This is a genomic window from Iodobacter ciconiae (assembly GCF_003952345.1).
GTDB classification, from domain to species: domain Bacteria; phylum Pseudomonadota; class Gammaproteobacteria; order Burkholderiales; family Chitinibacteraceae; genus Iodobacter; species Iodobacter ciconiae.
The window spans coordinates 3,610,664-3,627,964 of sequence record NZ_CP034433.1 but is presented as its reverse complement, the minus strand read 5'-3'; the positions used below and the strand labels follow the sequence as shown (position 1 = coordinate 3,627,964).

General features: G+C 45.3%; 15 protein-coding genes. 10 read left to right on the top strand and 5 right to left on the bottom strand.

The window, feature by feature from the left end; all coding sequences use genetic code 11:
• Nucleotides 1–129 precede the first annotated feature (129 nt).
• Nucleotides 130–834 carry a trehalose operon repressor gene (gene treR / locus EJO50_RS15985; RefSeq protein WP_125975828.1) on the bottom strand — a complete coding sequence of 235 codons (705 nt, stop codon included), beginning with the start codon at nt 832–834 and terminating at the stop codon, nt 130–132.
• A 729-nt stretch (nt 835–1,563) separates the two neighbouring features.
• On the opposite strand from treR, the gene EJO50_RS15980 reads away from it, so the two are divergent.
• From EJO50_RS15980 to eco, 5 genes are all read left to right on the top strand, one after another.
• Nucleotides 1,564–2,181 (top strand): Type 1 glutamine amidotransferase-like domain-containing protein, encoded by a 618-nt coding sequence (locus EJO50_RS15980; protein ID WP_125975826.1) that lies wholly within the window; start codon nt 1,564–1,566, stop codon nt 2,179–2,181.
• Nucleotides 2,182–2,312: 131 nt separating this feature from the next.
• Nucleotides 2,313–3,551: a dGTP triphosphohydrolase gene (gene dgt / locus EJO50_RS15975; protein WP_125975824.1), complete on the top strand. Its 1,239-nt coding sequence runs from the start codon at nt 2,313–2,315 to the stop codon at nt 3,549–3,551.
• Nucleotides 3,552–3,674: 123 nt separating this feature from the next.
• Nucleotides 3,675–4,226, top strand: coding sequence for an NADPH-dependent FMN reductase (locus EJO50_RS15970; RefSeq protein WP_125975822.1), 552 nt, complete (start codon nt 3,675–3,677; stop codon nt 4,224–4,226).
• A 72-nt stretch (nt 4,227–4,298) separates the two neighbouring features.
• Entirely contained in the window at nt 4,299–4,742 is a 444-nt protein-coding gene (locus EJO50_RS15965) for a substrate binding domain-containing protein (protein ID WP_164521534.1), read from the top strand.
• 406 nt (nt 4,743–5,148) lie between these two features.
• A complete protein-coding gene (eco, locus tag EJO50_RS15960) occupies nt 5,149–5,616 on the top strand; it encodes a serine protease inhibitor ecotin (protein ID WP_125975818.1) in 468 nt (155 codons plus the stop codon).
• A gap of 563 nt (nt 5,617–6,179) precedes the next feature.
• Here eco and EJO50_RS15955 read toward each other — a convergent pair.
• Nucleotides 6,180–6,584, bottom strand: coding sequence for a hypothetical protein (locus tag EJO50_RS15955; protein ID WP_125975816.1), 405 nt, complete (start codon nt 6,582–6,584; stop codon nt 6,180–6,182).
• 387 nt (nt 6,585–6,971) lie between these two features.
• Here EJO50_RS15955 and leuS point away from each other — a divergent pair, with 387 nt between their 5' ends.
• From leuS to rng, 4 genes are all read left to right on the top strand, one after another.
• On the top strand, nt 6,972–9,572 hold the full coding sequence (leuS, locus tag EJO50_RS15950; RefSeq protein ID WP_125975815.1) for a leucine--tRNA ligase: 2,601 nt from the start codon (nt 6,972–6,974) through the stop codon (nt 9,570–9,572).
• Nucleotides 9,573–9,685: 113 nt separating this feature from the next.
• Entirely contained in the window at nt 9,686–10,174 is a 489-nt protein-coding gene (locus EJO50_RS15945) for an LPS-assembly lipoprotein LptE (RefSeq protein WP_125975813.1), read from the top strand.
• 27 nt (nt 10,175–10,201) lie between these two features.
• Nucleotides 10,202–11,203, top strand: coding sequence for a DNA polymerase III subunit delta (holA, locus tag EJO50_RS15940; protein WP_125975811.1), 1,002 nt, complete (start codon nt 10,202–10,204; stop codon nt 11,201–11,203).
• A 266-nt stretch (nt 11,204–11,469) separates the two neighbouring features.
• Nucleotides 11,470–12,924: a ribonuclease G gene (gene rng, locus EJO50_RS15935; protein ID WP_125975809.1), complete on the top strand. Its 1,455-nt coding sequence runs from the start codon at nt 11,470–11,472 to the stop codon at nt 12,922–12,924.
• 120 nt (nt 12,925–13,044) lie between these two features.
• Here rng and EJO50_RS15930 read toward each other — a convergent pair whose 3' ends face one another.
• From EJO50_RS15930 to EJO50_RS15920, 3 genes are all read right to left on the bottom strand, one after another.
• Nucleotides 13,045–13,449 carry a GtrA family protein gene (locus tag EJO50_RS15930; protein WP_125975807.1) on the bottom strand — a complete coding sequence of 135 codons (405 nt, stop codon included), beginning with the start codon at nt 13,447–13,449 and terminating at the stop codon, nt 13,045–13,047.
• 12 nt (nt 13,450–13,461) lie between these two features.
• Nucleotides 13,462–14,436, bottom strand: a complete 975-nt coding sequence (locus EJO50_RS15925) for a glycosyltransferase family 2 protein (RefSeq protein ID WP_125975805.1) — start codon at nt 14,434–14,436, stop codon at nt 13,462–13,464.
• Nucleotides 14,437–14,617: 181 nt separating this feature from the next.
• Nucleotides 14,618–16,279 (bottom strand): DUF6311 domain-containing protein, encoded by a 1,662-nt coding sequence (locus EJO50_RS15920; RefSeq protein ID WP_125975803.1) that lies wholly within the window; start codon nt 16,277–16,279, stop codon nt 14,618–14,620.
• 408 nt (nt 16,280–16,687) lie between these two features.
• On the opposite strand from EJO50_RS15920, the gene EJO50_RS15915 reads away from it, so the two are divergent.
• Nucleotides 16,688–17,296 (top strand): hypothetical protein, encoded by a 609-nt coding sequence (locus EJO50_RS15915; protein WP_125975801.1) that lies wholly within the window; start codon nt 16,688–16,690, stop codon nt 17,294–17,296.
• Nucleotides 17,297–17,301 lie beyond the last annotated feature (5 nt).

The following is a 17,301-nucleotide window of genomic DNA, read 5'->3' as shown; positions in this document are numbered from 1 at the left end:
CCTGTTTTCTATAGAGCATCAGAAAAGCCCTTGAGCCCGCCGGTTTATTAAAAAATACGACCCGCATCCCGATACATTTAAGTACAAAGCACAAGCCACGCTTAAATGAGCGGGGTCAAATCTGGCCTATTAACGCCGCGCAATATCAGAGAAAAAGAATTTATCCAGCCGGTGCCGGGATTCCGTATATTCAAACTGGCGGCCATCGTATAAATGGGTATGGTTTTTCACCACAATTACATGATCCATGCCATTTAAATCCAGATAACGGCGATCATCTTCAATGCAGGGCTGGGCTTCAAACACCCTCTGGGCATAACAGATATTGAGCTTAAGCACCTTCTCTATGTACTCATAAATCGAATTTTGCGCAATTTGCGGCGTAAGGCCGGGAATCAGCTCGGCCACGAAATAGTTAATATCCAGAATCACATTCTCGCCATCGATATTACGCACCCGCTTAATGCGTACCAGCTCGGTTTTTTCCGGCACTTGCAATAGCTTAGCCAACGTTTTATCCGCACTAACCGATTGAAAACCGGCAATCTGCGTCGTTACTCCCCGCCCTAAACGCTCGTAAGACTCTTTAAAGCTGACAATGCCGCTAAGTTGAAATTCGATATTGCCCGGCTTTAAAACAAACACCCCCTTACCATGGATTTTTTGCACATAGCCGCGCTCCTGCAACTGATCCACTGCCTTACGCACCGTGCCCCGGCTTGCCGCATAGCTATTCATCAGCTCTGATTCGGAAGGAATTTTTTCGCCTTTTTGCAAACGCTGATTATCAATATCCGCAACGATATCGGCAAAAATCTGGCTGTATTTATTCACGCGGGGATCACTTCAGGGAAATCAACAATAGTACGGGCAGTCTGCCTGAAACTGACTTTAGATGCCAGTTTGGGGAGCTGGAATGTTGATGTATATAGGAGGGGAGTTTGAGCCTGCAGCGGTTCTTCGTCTGCGCCTTGGGTAACTTCTTATTCTAGTGCCTGCGGCACGTTAATTTTGGCGCGGGGATCCCCCGCGTGGGGCTTATTACTTGCTTACTTCGCCAAAGATCATAATACGCAAAGAAGGCCCCCCCTTGACCCCCCCCTTACTGCGGATAATCGAGGCGGCGTCAATTCAATTCGCTCAAACACAAATTGACGACTACCCCGCCCCGCTTATTCCTCGTATCGCGGCTTCAAGGGAAATCTTAAAACAATCCTATCAACTTAAGCGCAACACAAAGGCTTTCTGTTTTTCGTAGGAGCGGCTTTAGCCGCGAAAGCGCTGCCGTTCTTAAGTTAATAGGATTGGCTCTTATAAATAGCCTATGCAATCATCGTGGCTAATAATTTGTTTAGTTCATATCAAAAACAAATATCATATGGTTTCGCAAGAAGGGTTAGACAAAAGCACATCACCTTTACGTAATCTACCAATTTTTAATTAAATAGAATATTGGGCCAATATGGCATCGACCTAAACCAGCGTGCTAAAATACATAAAACAAAGCACCTGCTCATTAATACTTCAATCGGGCAATACTAATAGTTTTATTGAGGTTTATCAATGAAAAATTTATTTTTATCATCATCATTCCCAGATGTGACTGATTTGTTTCTACAATTTACCAATCATGATTGTAAAGGTAAAACTGTCACATTTATCCCTACAGCAAGTATTCCGGAAACCATCACGTTTTATGTCAATTCGGGTAAAAAAGCACTCGAAAAATGCGGGTTAATTGTAGATGAGCTTGAAATTTCAAGCGCTACGATAGAAGAAATATCAAAGAAACTAATAGGCAACGATTATATTTATATTACAGGTGGCAATGCTTTTTTTCTGCTTCAGGAATTAAAAAGAACAGGTGCCGATAAAATTTTAACTAAACAAATCCTTGCAGGAAAACTATATATTGGTGAATCAGCCGGCTCCATAATTTTATCTCCAGATATTGAATACGTGAGTGATATGGATGATGCTGGGGCAGCACCAGAGCTGAAATCTTTCTCCTCATTAGCTGCAGTGGATATTTACCCCTTGCCGCACCACACTAATTTTCCATTCAAAGAAATAGTTTCGACAATTATTAAAAACTACAATGAAAAAATAGACCTCTACCCCATAAGTAATACTCAGGCCATCGCCATCAAAGGATGTAAAATACAGATCTTGGGTAAATAGCAGTTACAGCGTGGTAATCTTGGCTGGGGATAGAGGCCTTCGGCTCTAAAAATATACACGCTGTCATCACCCTACAAATTCAGACATCCCGGCTGATGCTCAGCCTGAGATTGCACCACTTTAGGAGCCCCATGTACTCAGCCCAAACACTGGAATTTGCGCAGCATAAAGAGAATGAAGCCGAAAAAATGGCCTACCGCTTCCACGCCGAAAAGAGCATGGATGGCCGGGATCGTGATAACTATATGCGCGATTACGCCCGCGTTTTATATTGCTCGTCCTTTCGCCGCCTGCAAGGCAAGATGCAGCTGCTTAGCGTGAACAACACCAAATTTAGCCGCAACCGGCTGACGCATAGCCTGGAAGTAGCTCAAATCGCCCGCAGCATTGCCATGGATCTGGGCCTGAAGCACCCTGCCGTTACCGAAACCTGTGCGCTGATTCATGACATTGGCAATCCGCCATTTGGCCATCACGGCGAGCGAATTTTGCATTCGCTGTCTAAAGAAGTAGGCGGCTACGAAGGTAATGCACAGGCATTCAGAATTGTGCATAATTTAGAAACCAAAAGTATTCATTACTCCGGCCTTAATTTAACCCTGCGCACCATCTGGGGCACGATTAAATATTTTCATACCTCGGCAGAAAACCCGAATAAATTTCTTTACGATGATAATTATAGTTTTTTAAAAGAACAATTAGATAAAAACAATATTACCGATACCAAAAGCATAGACGCGCAAATTATGGATATTGCAGATGAAATTGCCTATGCTGCGCATGATTTAGAAGACGCCATTAATGCCGATATGGTGGATATGGGCGAGCTACTTTACGCTTTTAAAATCAGTGATAAATACAGCGATGCCTATGACTCCTTTAAAGAGATTATTGAAGCCTGCCAGAAAGAAGCCGGGGACGCTTATTTAATGCGCACTTCTGAGGAATACTCTTATATTTTTATTAAAGAGCTCACTTCCACCATTATCAACACCCTGTGTAAAGATATTGCCGTAGTTAATAATAATGGTGTGGATGAAATTGGCTATCAGCACCACGCCAAGCTGGCAGCGGGCCTGAAAAATGTTTTATCTAAAATGATTCTTAAAAAGAAAAGCATTTTGCAATATGAAAAACGTGGTGAAAATATTATTCGCGGCTTGTTTCAGGTTTATTCGGATGAGCAATATAATCCGGACCTGCAATTATTCCCTGCCGAATTACGCTACCGTGTTGGCAAGGAAAACAGAATCCGCCTGATTACCGATTATATCTCCGGCACTATGGATGCCTTTGCCACGCAGGAATATATTAAATATTTTGGCGAATCCGAATACAATAAATTATATAAAAACCATATTGCGCCTTAAATTTAACCAGCAGGCTTCACCCCGCATCCAGGGCAGGCAGTACCATATGATGCCAGCCTGAGGGCTGGCGTATAAAATACACGCATTACGACACTGATCAATACTTTTTAAGAGACACCATAGATGACCATTAAAGCAATCGGAATTTCTGGCAGCTTACGTAAAGCATCAACCAATAGCGGCCTGCTGCGCTGTGCCAAAGCCAATTTACCTGTCGGCATGGAATTAGAAATCGTCGATATCTCAGCAATTCCTCTTTATAACGGTGATATTGCAGCAAATGATCGCCCTGCAGTGCTAATTGAGCTGCTGGCTAAAATTGCGGCAGCCGACGCGCTGGTACTCGCTTGCCCCGAATACAACTACTCCCTGGCCCCTGCCCTTAAAAACGTGATTGACTGGGCATCGCGCGAAGCCGATAACAAGGCGCTCAACGGCAAGCCTGTCGCCATTTTAGGTGCGGCAGGCGGCATGGGTTCTTCCCGCTCGCAATACCATTTGCGCCAGGTCTGCGTGTTTGTAAACCTGCATCCGCTTGCCAAACCTGAAGTCTTTGCCAACGCCTTTGCGGGTGGCTTTGATGCCAATGGCAATGTGATTGATGAAGCCATCAGCAAAAATGTAGCGGGCCAGATGGTGGCGCTGCAGAAATGGACTAAGCAATTACAGAAATAAACTTACGCAGCCCCTTTTTTGTGCCTCCGGCACGTTAATTTAAGTGCGGGCGTCCCGCCAGACCTTCCTTTCTTGCGTAGCCATCGTATTGTCGCAGCGGCAGCGCCAAGCTATCTGGCCCGGTATGGCCGCCCGCTTACTCCGGCGGATTTAGCCAACCATAACTGCCTGACTTACACCAATAGCAGCCGCCGTGGCGAGTGGGATTTTAGCGGAGCGGATGGCGATATCACGGCAAAAGTGGGCGGGCATTTTCGCGTCAATAATGGCGATCTGCTGCGCCGTGCCGCCCTTGCCGGGGAAGGCATTATTTGTGAGCCTAGCTTTTTAATTGGTGAAGACTTAAGCCAAGGCGTGCTGGAAATCCTGCTGCCCGATTACGCCACGCCAGAGCTCACCCTCTACGCCCTCTACCCCAGCCACCGCCACCTCTCTGCCAAAATCCGCAGCTTTATTAACTTTTTAGCCGCGCGTATAAGCGAGCCACCAGCTTGGGATGGCTGGATAAAAAAATAGAAAAACACCGGTACACACAGAAAACCAAATCTTGAGCCACAAAAAACACAAAGTTGCATGGAAAAAATCAGCGCATTGGAAATGATACCTCTGGTTTTGTCCGTATTTTTCATGGGCATCTATTTTTTCCAAATTGCTTTGCCTAAAAGCTACACGCTGTTTTTGTATGGTGAGTAATAACAAGTGAGTATGTTAATCTCACCACAATCCTATAAGCTAAAATAAAGCCGGAAGATATAGCAGTTAAAATTAATATTAATTAATATTTTCCCGCATAAAAAATACAATCATCATTATTAATTTTCTGTAAATAGTTGCTACTCTTTAACAGATATCATCCTTATCATTCCCTCTCCACTAGGCCCATCTTGCAGATTGCATACCAAAACGATGAAGGAAAAATCAGATGAAACTTAAGCTAGCTATCCTTACCGCCCTTGCCTGCACCAGCACCTTTGCCGCAACACCAGACCCGATGAAAGCATTTCCTGCGCCGGAAGCGGGCTTTGTTCGCAAAGTCATTCAACTGCCTAAAGTTAAAAACCCAGAATTTTACCGGGTGCAGTTATTACCTGGAAAAATGATGGAAGTAAATTGCAATACCAAAAGCCTGGGCGGCCAGTTAAAAAAAGAAACCGCTCAGGGCTGGGGATATGATTATTGGGTATTGCCAAAAATTGAGCCAGGCATCAGCACCATGATGGCATGCCCTCCGAATGCACCTAAAAAACAGGCTTTTGTTACGATAAATTCGGAAGAGCTATACCGCTATAACGATAAATTGCCCATGGTTATTTATGTCCCTGAAGACGTGGAATTACGTTACCGCATTTGGTCAACCAAAGATAAAGCCAGAACCGCAGTGAATGGCTAATTGAAACAGGCAATACTGGCTTAATTAAATATCAAGCCAGTATTGCTTATTGCCAGCACTTATATAGTTTAATACTCAAACAAATCCCCCTATCTCCAAGCCAGCCCGCTTAAACAAAACACGTTCACAGGGCGGATAAAGCACACCAAAAAGCAAAAAATAGGCAAAGCGATGCGGCCTTCTTTGCACAACTGGATTTCCGGCTATTCATAGAAAGAAAGTCCCACGCGGGAAATTCCTACCCCTAAGCCAACGAGCCGAAACTACGAGCCCGATAAGGCAACTTAGCTACGGACCTAACTGGCAATTCAGTATGCGAGTAAGATTATAGGCAATAAACTAGTACTGGTAATTGGCAGCTAAGCTCAGGGCTAACAATTTAAAAAATGTCGAACATTATAGACCGGGCCCAATTTACACGGCGCACTGCACTTCGCTTTGAGTGCACCCTACAAATACATTGCGGGTTACGGCCTTGGGTGATAAGTAATATCCCATTACGTGGCTCCATAGGTTTTAAAGTTGAGCTAGGGAACCGCTTTAACAAAACTCAGCCTGTGTTTTTATAAAGATTTACCTAGTAAATTTAAGCCTATTTTTGTTTCATCCAATGATAACAATTTACATTTCAACTTAATTTGAGAAGCTGATTTATTAAATAAATGAGCAGCCATTTCTGCTAATTCTAATTCAATACCAATAGCCCATACATCACCTGAATGCGGACGATTACCCATCAAAGCAGTTGCTACAAGAGTATCAACTTGATTTAAAGGCTCAAGCACAAAAAAATCAGGGACAATTCGAACAAATAAAAATGCACTAGACGATAACCTATCCAAGTTAACCTTACGTAAATCAAACCAATACCCACCAGATTTGTTTTTTGCTACAGCGGGTGAAATTAAACTTAATCCATCTTTATAGAAAACTGTAGTATTTGAATATTGAATGAATCCTAAATTCATTAGCAGCTCTAAATTATGATTTCTTGTGTTGCTATATTTTATCATACAGCCATCTCTAAAATATTTATAAAACCTATGAAAATATACATTGAATATTTAATAGCCTTAGTAACCAAGCATTTTCATTCGGCACGATTTCTTTCGGACAGCTGTAAATACCATTCTCCCTGACGTGGATTCAATCACCAAAAACGAGCAGCACCCGAAGCATCAGTTTTTTTATACCACGGCACCCCCCGCAGCAGGTACCCGTTTCCACAGCCGCCAGCATGAGTAATCAGCCCAATAAAAGCACTAAACGTATATCTGGCTGCCTTTCGAAACCCGAAGGACAAACATTTCGGGATATAATCATCGACTTTGTGAAAGTACAACTGGATTTCCGGCATGATCGAGCTCTATACACCGTCTACCATCGAAGCTGCAGCCCAGCAGCATTGGGAAAAAAATCAGGTTTTTGCGGCCATCGAAAAAGCCGGTCAGCCTAAATACTATTGCCTTTCGATGTTCCCTTACCCAAGTGGCAAGCTCCACATGGGCCATGTGCGTAACTACACCATCGGTGATGTACTTTCGCGCTTTCATGCACTAAATGGCTTTAATGTAATGCAGCCTATGGGCTGGGATGCGTTTGGCCTGCCTGCCGAAAACGCGGCCATGAAAAACAGCGTAGCGCCCGCAGAGTGGACTTATTCCAATATCGAATACATGAAAACCCAGCTCAAATCTTTGGGCCTGGCAGTGGATTGGAATCGCGAAATTGCCACCTGCAAGCCAGATTACTATCGCTGGGAGCAGTGGCTATTTACCCGCCTGTTTGAAAAAGGCGTTATTTATAAAAAAAGCGGCACCGTAAACTGGGATCCGGTTGATCAGACCGTGCTGGCAAACGAGCAAGTAGTGGATGGCCGCGGCTGGCGCTCTGGCGCTGTGGTAGAAAAGCGCGAAATCCCGATGTATTACTTCAAGATCACCGATTACGCCGAGCAATTGCTGCAAGACTTGGATCAGCTGGATGGCTGGCCAGAGCAGGTTAAAACCATGCAGCGCAACTGGATTGGCAAATCACGCGGTATGGATGTGGTATTCCCTTACGCTGACGGGACCGAATCCCTCACCGTTTACACCACTCGCCCCGATACCCTGATGGGTGCAACTTATGTGGCCGTTGCTGCAGAGCACCCGCTGGCAACTTCAGCAGCCGTGGGCAATGCTGACTTGCAAGCCTTTATTGCCGAATGCAAAAGTGGCTCCGTGGCCGAAGTCGATATGGCGACCATGGAAAAGAAAGGCATGGATTCCGGTCATAAAGTACGCCATCCGCTGACAGGCGATTTACTGCCGGTGTGGGTAGCCAACTATGTGCTGATGAACTACGGCACCGGCGCGGTAATGGCCGTGCCAGCGCACGACGAGCGCGATTTTGCCTTTGCGCATAAATATAATCTGCCGATTAAGGCGGTGATCGAAACCCCCGCAGGCCGTGATGTGGCCGAGCCCTGGCAGGATGCCTACGGCGAGCACGGTGTGTTATTTAATTCCGGCGAATTTGATGGCCTGAATTTCGAGCAAGCATATGATGCCATGGCGGCAAAATTATCCGCCCAGAATGCAGGCGCGCCCAAAACTCAATACCGCCTGCGCGACTGGGGTATCAGCCGCCAGCGCTACTGGGGCTGCCCAATCCCTATCATTCATTGCGACGCTTGCGGTGATGTGCCCGTACCAGAGCAAGATTTGCCCGTTGTACTGCCGGAAGATGTGATTCCGGATGGCGCTGGCTCGCCTTTGGCCCGTATGCCGGAGTTTTACGAGACAATATGTCCAAAATGCGGCGCAGCAGCTAAGCGTGAAACCGATACCATGGATACCTTTGTTGAATCGTCCTGGTATTACGCCCGCTACGCCTCGCCAAAATGTGAAACCGGCCTGGTAGACAAAGCCGCATCCGATCACTGGCTGCCGGTTGATCAGTATATCGGCGGGATTGAACACGCCATTCTGCACCTTTTATATGCGCGCTTCTTCCACAAGCTGATGCGTGATGAAGGCCTGGTTTCTGGTGACGAGCCATTTAAAAAGCTGCTCACGCAAGGCATGGTGGTGTGCGAGACTTTCTACCGCGAGATGGATAACGGCGGCAAAGACTGGATTAACTTTGCCGATGTAGAGATCGAGCGCGATGCCAAAGGCAAAATGATTTCGGCAGTCAGTAAGGCCGATGGCTTGCCAGTGATGGTGGCAGGTGTCGAAAAAATGTCTAAATCCAAAAACAACGGCGTTGATCCGCAAGAGCTGATCGAGCTGTATGGCGCAGATACCGCCCGCCTGTTTATGATGTTTGCCTCGCCACCAGAGCAATCCTTGGAATGGTCGGACGCCGGTGCAGAAGGCGCACATCGCTTCCTCAAACGCTTCTGGAAACTGGCCTTTGATCATGTCAGCTCTGGCGTGGTGGCTAAATATACAGCGGGTGAAATCAGTAAGGAGCAAAAAGCACTGCGCTTTGCGCTACATACCGCTATTGCTAAAATCAGTGATGACTACAGCCGCCGTCAGCAATTTAATACCGTGATTGCCGCCGTAATGGAGCTGCTGAATATGTACTCCGGCATGCTCAATAAAGGCCAGCTAGCAGATGGTGCAGGCAAGGCGATCGCTCAGGAAGTGCTGGAAGCTGCCGCGCTGATGTTGTCCCCCATTGTGCCGCATATTTGCGAAGCAATCTGGACGGCTCTGGTGCCGGAAACCGGCTTGCTGAAACAAAGCTGGCCGGTAGTGGATACAACGGCGCTGGTACAGGATGAAATTGAAATGATGATTCAGGTCAACGGCAAGCTGCGTGGCAGCATTCGCGTTGCCAAGGACACGCCGAAAGAGCAGATTGAAGCGCTGGCCCTGGCCCATGAGCATGTGCAGAAATTTATCGAAGGTACGCCGAAGAAAATCATCGTGGTACCGGGCCGCTTAGTCAGTATTGTGGTTTAAGGCTCCCCCCCGGCCCCTCTCTTCTGCCTGCGAGGCTGGTTTTCGCAATAGAAGGAGGGGAGAAAACGTATGCAGAAGTGGGCACTGTGCCCGCTTCCACATGAGGCAAAACTATGCTTAAAGCCTTTATCTCTTTGCTTCTGTTTAGCCTGCTAACAGGCTGCGGCTTTCATTTACGCGGCACAGGACCCGGTACGTTTCCTTACACCACGGCCTCTGTGCTGGGGGAAAGCAGTGTAGCGCATCAGCTAAAGCAAAGCTTATCTACTCTGCCGGGCGTAACACTGAGCAGCAGCAAAGCCGCCGTGGTCATCAATGTCATCAATGAAAGCACCGAGCAAAAAGTACTCACGGTGAATAATGCGGGCCGCGTTAGCGAATACCGGTTGTTTTACCGCATTAATTACAGTGTTCAAGTGGGTGAGCGTCAGCTAATTGAAAACGGCAAATTGCAGCTCAACCGCGATTACAGCTACGACGAAAACAATAGCCTGGGTAAGGATGCAGAAGCATCGCTTTTAATTACCGATATGCAGCAAGACGCTGCCCAGCAAATTCTGCGCCGCATCAGCGCACTGGCAAAATTGCAAGATGCACCATAAATCGCATCATCAGCGGAAGGATTAAACATGCGCCCTGATGATCTCCCCCGCCACCTTAGCAAAGGCCTCGCCGGGCTTTATACTCTGCATGGCGACGAAACCCTGCTGGTGCTCGAAGCCGCACAGCAAATCAGAGATGCCGCACGGATCGCAGGCTATCTGGAGCGCGAAGTGCTGACGGTCGAACCGGGGTTTTCCTGGTCAGAGCTGGAAATGCAGGGCAATTCCTTTTCGCTCTTTTCAGATAAAAAACTTATCGAACTGCGCATCAGCACCGGCAAGCCCGGCATAGATGGCGGCAAGGCAATTGAAGCCTATTGCCAGCGATTACCACCGGACACCATCACACTGGTGACTTGCCCAAGGCTCGATAAAACCGGCCAGAGCAGCAAGTGGTTTCAGGCCTTATCGGCCAAGGGCGAAGTACTGGAAGCCAAAAACATCGAACACCGCCAGCTACCCGAATGGATAGTCGCGCGACTTGCCAGCCAGCAGCAAAAACTCGCCCCCGAGGCACTGCAATTTCTGGCCGACAGGGTTGAGGGCAATTTACTGGCCGCCTTCCAGGAAATTCAAAAGCTCGCCCTGCTGCACCCTGCCGGCGAAATCAGCATCAGTGATCTGCAAGCCAGCGTTGCCAATGTAGCACGCTACGATGTATTTCAGCTGGGTGCAGCTTTGCTCACAGGGGACGCCACCCGTTTTGCCCGCATGCTGGCTGGCCTGCGGGCCGAAGGCGAAGCGCCGCACTTGGTACTTTGGTCGCTGGCAGAGGAAATCCGCACCCTGTATCGCCTGGGGCTGGGCAAACAGCGTGGCACACCAACTGCACAACTATTTAAAGAGCTGCGTATCTGGGGCGAAAAGCAAAAACTAATCGAACCTGCGCTTGCCCGTGTCAAAGCCGCCCAGCTAAAAACCGCCCTCGCCCACGCCGCCCTGATCGATCAAATGAATAAAGGTGTTGCCAAGGGCGAAGTATGGGATGAACTCATGGTGATGTGCATGCCGCTATTAAGAAAAAAATAATACGGACAGGGCCGATGGCAATCCTTTGGGCTGGCAATAAACAAGCAAATATGCAATGACCCGGCGCTCTGTATGAGCGCTTTCACCCGCCAAAAGCACACTGAGCTCCGAACAAGCGGGCTGAGGGGGGCTCTAAGCTTATGGCTTCGCAGCAAATAAAATTTATGAATACGCCTTTTTGAACAACAACGGATTTCACCCGCACTATATTAAGCTCAACACCACCCGCTGCTGACCCATCCAAACATATAAAAACAGGGCCCCCAATGAAAGAACAAATCCTCGTCAACATCACCCCACAAGAAACCCGCGTGGCCACCGTTGAAGATGGTGTGGTTCAGGATATTCATATAGAGCGATCAGCCCACCGTGGCCTGGTTGGCAATATTTATCTGGGCGTAGTAAAGCGCGTACTGCCTGGCATGCAAAGCGCCTTTATCGAAATTGGCCTGGAACGCGCCGCTTTTTTACATATTGCCGATGTAATCGAGCAACGCCAGCACCCTAACGAAGTACAAAGAATCGAGCGCATCGTGCACGAGGGCCAGCCCGTGCTGGTGCAGGTTGCCAAAGATCCTATCGGCAGCAAAGGCGCGCGCCTGTCAACGCAAATCAGCATTGCAGGGCGATTTTTAGTCTTTCTGCCGCAAGAAAAACATATCGGCATCAGCCAGCGTATCGACAAAGATGGTGAGCGCAATCAGCTCAAAAAGCGCCTTGAATCACTACTCACCGAATCAAAGCATCAGGGCTATATCATCCGCACCTCGGCCGAACACGCCACAGATGAAGAGCTAAGCGCAGACATCAACTATCTGGATAAAATCTGGGCCGACATCCAGCAAAAATCAATCACCCTGCCTGCCAGATCGTTGTTATTCCAGGATTTATCGCTGCAATTACGTGTTTTGCGCGATATGGTAAATACCGAAACCGAAGAAGTACTAGTCGATTCCCGCGAAAATTTCGTCAAAATGAGCGAATTTGCAGCCGCCTTTGTCTCCGATGTGCTGCCCAGAGTAAAGCACTACGCCGGTGAGCGGCCGCTGTTTGAATTGTTTGCCGTAGAAAACGAAATCGAGCTAGCAATGGTTCGCCGTGTGGATCTTAAATTTGGTGGCTATTTAATTATCGATCAAACCGAAGCCATGACCACCGTGGATGTGAATACCGGCGGCTTTGTCGGCACACGCTCCTTTGACGACACCATATTTAAAACCAATCTGGAAGCCACTCAGGTTATTGCCCGCCAGCTGCGCTTGCGTAATTTAGGCGGCATTATCATCGTCGATTTTATCGATATGGATAATGAAGAACACAAAACAGCCGTCATGGATGAGCTTAAAAAAGCCATGGGCCGTGACCGCACCAAGGTTACGGTCAGCCCGTTTACCAGCCTGGGCCTCGTTGAAATCACAAGAAAACGCACCCGCGAATCACTGGCACATGTGCTGTGCCAGACCTGCCCCACCTGCCAGGGGCGCGGCGAAATCAAAACGGCGCAAACCATTTGCTACGAAATCCTGCGTGAAATCCTGCGCGAAGCCCGCCAGTTCAACGCCAAAGAATATCGAATCCTCGCCTCGCAAAGCGTAATTGATATGTTTCTGGATGAAGAATCAGCCAATCTGGCCCAGCTGGCCGACTTCATCAAAAAACCCATCTACCTGCAGGTAGAAAGTGCCTACACTCAGGAATTATTTGACGTGGTATTGGTGTAGCAAAACTTAAAACACTTAAAGCTGAATGATTTAAGCATACCGAATAATAAATGGTGGTCGTTATTTCGATCACCATTTATTTTTTCAGAAGCCATTACTTTAATTGGGGCGGATCTTTTTTTAGAGTAATTTATTTTTTTTAAATACCCATATACGGCTGCCAAAATAGCTCAATAACGGCACAAGCAATAGGGAAAAAAATAAAGCCATCCCTTCGTTGAACATCGCTATTTTCAACAAGAAAGTCAGTAAAATATTATTGGTTAAAAAGCCGATACTTGCGAGCAGAAAAGATTTAAGCAGTGTGCCGGGGTGCCAGCTGGACATCGAAAAAGTCCAGTAATTATGCCCGATATATGACAATACAAATGCCCCCAGAAAAGCACCCGAATTAGCCAGATAGACATTAACACCAAAATAAAGCAACACCAATGCGAGCAATAAATGTAAGCCGGTTGCCGCGAGGCCAACAATACCAAATTTTAGCAGCTGTTTTATACTCTCCAGCCATTTTATAATCTTCATTCTTACTCTAAATTAGGAAGATGCCGCATCAAACATCCTTGGCTGATTAATATACTCGCTATTTAACCGGGAAAGATATAGTTTTCGTACAATATAAGGAGGCCGACGTTTCGATTCTATATATGCCCGGCCTAAATACTCCCCCATAATACCCAAACCAACTAGCTGTAATCCTGAGAAAAATAAAAATAAAGTAATCAGCGATGCATAGCCCGGAACATCAACACCATGAATAATGGTGCGTAACACAATAAATGCAGCATATAAAAATGATAACGAAGCAATAATAAGACCAATATAACTCCAAATACGCAAGGGTGTAATCGATAGCGAAGTAATACCTTCAATTGCCAGATTCCAAAGTTTCCAGAGATTAAACTTAGTATCCCCGGAATATCTTTCTGCCCGTTTATAATTAACTATTGCTGTTTTAAAGCCCAGCCACGCAAAAATACCTTTCATAAAACGCCGGCTTTCCGGTAAAGAATTCAATGCATCCACTACCATTCTATCCAGCAAGCGAAAATCCCCGACATTGTCCGGCACATTTACTTCAGACATCTTATTAACTGCTTTATAAAACAAACCAGCAGTCCATCTTTTACTTAAACTATCACTGGATCTATCGCTTCTTCGGGCTAAAACCACCTCAAAACCCTCTTCCCATTTTGAAACCATGGGAGCAATTAACTCGGGAGGGTCCTGCAGATCGGCATCCATCGGAATAACCGCGGCACCCCGTGCATGAGCAAAGCCAGCGGTAAGTGCAGCCTCTTTACCAAAATTTCTGGATAAATCAACCACAACCAGCTCGGGTATCCGGCTTTGGCATTCCAGAAGCAAAGCAAGGGTTTTATCAATACTTCCGTCATTGATTGCCACTATTTCCCAGGGCTTGCCCAAATGCCGCAGCTCACTGACAATCACATCAATAGTATGATACAAACCTTTTTCTTCATTAAAAAATGGAATGACAATAGAAATCATATCAGCCTCTGATTATTTTCTAAAAATGACTTTTGTAAAAAAACATTACCCCAGTTGTTCATCTTGACCACAAAAAAAAATCATTAATCGGCTTTAATCATCACAGATAAAAAAACACCATTAACACAACTGATATAAGTAATAATTTTATAATCTAGCTGGTGTTTTCCTCCACAAAAAATCAGTTATTTTCTCCTTTTATCATCCATAGAGCATTATGTGATTTAGCATAAATAATATCTCTGGCCTGGCATACCTCCACGTCAACCTCGCGAATAATATATAAAACATGCGGGATTAAATTGCAGGTTCTGACTTCATTTAAATGAGCTTCATTTATTTTTTTAAAATAGTCTGACGAAGGTAAACGTGCATAATAACCGGAGTTAATTGAAATCCCTGCCCGAACAGCCTCCCATGCATAGATCTGAAAATCATCCAGATAATCGGCAGGCAAAAGAACAATTTTTTTTGAGCCAGCAATCATCCTGCTAAAATCTTTGTTATTTATAAGATTATCAATATATACGGAGGAATAATCATTATTTCTTTTTCGTAAACTATCATGCCAGAGAGACAAATCAAAAAACTGCAAAAGAATAACAAGCAGCAAAAGAATATATTGATTAACAACAGAAAAATTTCTGGCCAGAATAACTGCAGCAATAATCACCATCAAATAAAACATTGGCCAGATCAGCCGCCCGCTAGAGCGCACAACACCAAAAATACGGGAAAGTATGGGATTCATACTAATAATAAATTGCTGATCATATAGTGATATATGATGACTTACCGCAACCAATGACAGTAAAAAACAGACTATTGCGACTGGTACTGCCCATACCAGAGATACTTTTCTTTTTAATAAACTAAAAGAAGAAACACCAATAAGCATAATTAACCCCAGGCCCAAATATGCCTGCCCTTCATACTGCCCGGTAATTGCGGATGGAAATCCTTGAAAAATACGGGATAAAGAACTAATTACCCCTGTATTTAAAAACCATGCTGCAGATGCAGGGTTAATAAAAGTAAGTAATGATGCCGGGTAGCTTCCATAACCACGCGTACTGGCATTCCCCACAGGCATAACAAAATAACCGGCTATATACATAACACCAAGCAAGATAATGATTGTTAAAATAATGCCGTAAATCTTTTTTGTTATTTCTTTTTTAATTTCTGATTTATCATTTATTAAGTAAAAACGATAAATATGAGCAGCAGCATAAAACGGAATACAAATCACCAGCAGGTAAAAATGAATTAATGAGGTAACAACAAGCAACCCAGCCCATTTAACAGAGGGGAAAGCCTTGCCCTCCTGAGCCAGTAGCAAATGCATTGCATATAGAAAAGTCCAGTGTGCAGTTAATGATTCATGCCCGTGCGCACCAATACCCCGGGTGCTCATCACCGTTGAAGAAACCAGCAACAAACTAACCATTAAACATACAGGTAAATTATTAATAAACTTCTTAAGAAGAAGAACCAGCACGCCACCGGTTAGCATGTAATTAATCATTACTGCAATACCAAAAAACTGAAATGGCTCACTAAAATCTTTTAATATCAGCTTGAATAATATAGCCAGTAAAGGAATTGAGTCTGTAAATACAATAGACCCCCCTATTTCGCTACCAAAATTTGGGTTAAATCCAAGTGGCCAGCGCCAAATATCATTTTTAAAAAAAGCCCAGCCAATAAAATGTTGATAAGAATCTCCCCCCTTTAAAAGCCACTGAATATTATATGGATCAATTATTTTCATACCATAAAAATAGATCGCAACAAAAAGGCCTAACAAGCAACCTAATATAAAGTCCGCTTTTCTAGTCACGCTACTGATCCTTTTAAAGCTGCTTCAATACATACACATCCATTTAAACTACAGACAGCTTATAGAAAGAAGAGGAATATACAAGCATTGCCGTATCTCTGTGGGGTAATACAGACACCAAACTTACTAAACACCTATAAAAAATGGGAGTTAACATGAAGAACCCTGACAAAATAAGCATACAGCACAGAAATAGCCACTATTTAAGCCAGACCCTACTGATATATGCTTCAAAACTGCAAGCAATACAGCAGTAAATCAGTAATCAACAGCCCAGCTTAAAAAACAACCTTACACAAAAAACATAACGACTTCCTGCAACTTACCATTCATCCTTCCCGACGAACGTCAATAAAAAACTTCATATAGGCATTTCATATAGGAGAAACCTTTCCTAAAGTGGTGACTATGCCCATAACATACTCCATCCCCCTTTTAACAACAGACCCGCAGCAACAAAGGCTGCAGGCACTGCAGGCTGAGTTTTGTAATGGCTGTAATTTAGTGGCTCCGATTGCGCAGCAGCATCGTTGCTGGCATCGCGTTACCCTGCACCACCTTGCTTACAGGGCCTTACGCGAGCAGCTACCTGATTTGGGTGCTCAGATGGCATGCAATGCAATTTATGCCGTTTGCCGGGCTTATCGCACCCTATATGAGCATCCGCTAAGTAAGTGGAAAAATCTGCCTGCTGAATCACCTTTACCCAAATTATTTTTTCTGCCCTCTGCCCCGGTTTATTTCGACCGCCATACCTTAAGTATTAAAGACAATATTTTGTCCATGTTTACGCTGGAGGGACGATTGCGTTTTCAATTACAACTTCCCCCTGAAATCATTGATAGCTTTAGCTCGCAGCGATTAAGAGAAATTATGCTTGTGAACAATCAGCAGCATTATTTGCTCAATTTTATTTTTCTGAATGCCGATGAAGCCATGCAGTCAAGCTCCCAGGATGAATGGCCGGAATACCTGCTGACATTAGATTCATCAAAAACAGATGTAGAAAATGCATAATCAAT

Excerpts from the sequence above, each read along its gene's own strand:
- dgt (WP_125975824.1), top strand. The coding sequence starts at position 2,313 with ATGTACTCAGCCCAAACACTGGAATTTGCGCAGCATAAAGAGAATGAA.
- EJO50_RS15915 (WP_125975801.1), top strand. The coding sequence starts at position 16,688 with ATGCCCATAACATACTCCATCCCCCTTTTAACAACAGACCCGCAGCAA.
- eco (WP_125975818.1), top strand. The coding sequence starts at position 5,149 with ATGAAACTTAAGCTAGCTATCCTTACCGCCCTTGCCTGCACCAGCACC.
- EJO50_RS15925 (WP_125975805.1), bottom strand. The coding sequence starts at position 14,436 with ATGATTTCTATTGTCATTCCATTTTTTAATGAAGAAAAAGGTTTGTAT.
- EJO50_RS15955 (WP_125975816.1), bottom strand. The coding sequence starts at position 6,584 with ATGAATTTAGGATTCATTCAATATTCAAATACTACAGTTTTCTATAAA.
- EJO50_RS15930 (WP_125975807.1), bottom strand. The coding sequence starts at position 13,449 with ATGAAGATTATAAAATGGCTGGAGAGTATAAAACAGCTGCTAAAATTT.
- EJO50_RS15980 (WP_125975826.1), top strand. The coding sequence starts at position 1,564 with ATGAAAAATTTATTTTTATCATCATCATTCCCAGATGTGACTGATTTG.
- EJO50_RS15970 (WP_125975822.1), top strand. The coding sequence starts at position 3,675 with ATGACCATTAAAGCAATCGGAATTTCTGGCAGCTTACGTAAAGCATCA.
- EJO50_RS15945 (WP_125975813.1), top strand. The coding sequence starts at position 9,686 with ATGCTTAAAGCCTTTATCTCTTTGCTTCTGTTTAGCCTGCTAACAGGC.
- holA (WP_125975811.1), top strand. The coding sequence starts at position 10,202 with ATGCGCCCTGATGATCTCCCCCGCCACCTTAGCAAAGGCCTCGCCGGG.
- rng (WP_125975809.1), top strand. The coding sequence starts at position 11,470 with ATGAAAGAACAAATCCTCGTCAACATCACCCCACAAGAAACCCGCGTG.
- leuS (WP_125975815.1), top strand. The coding sequence starts at position 6,972 with ATGATCGAGCTCTATACACCGTCTACCATCGAAGCTGCAGCCCAGCAG.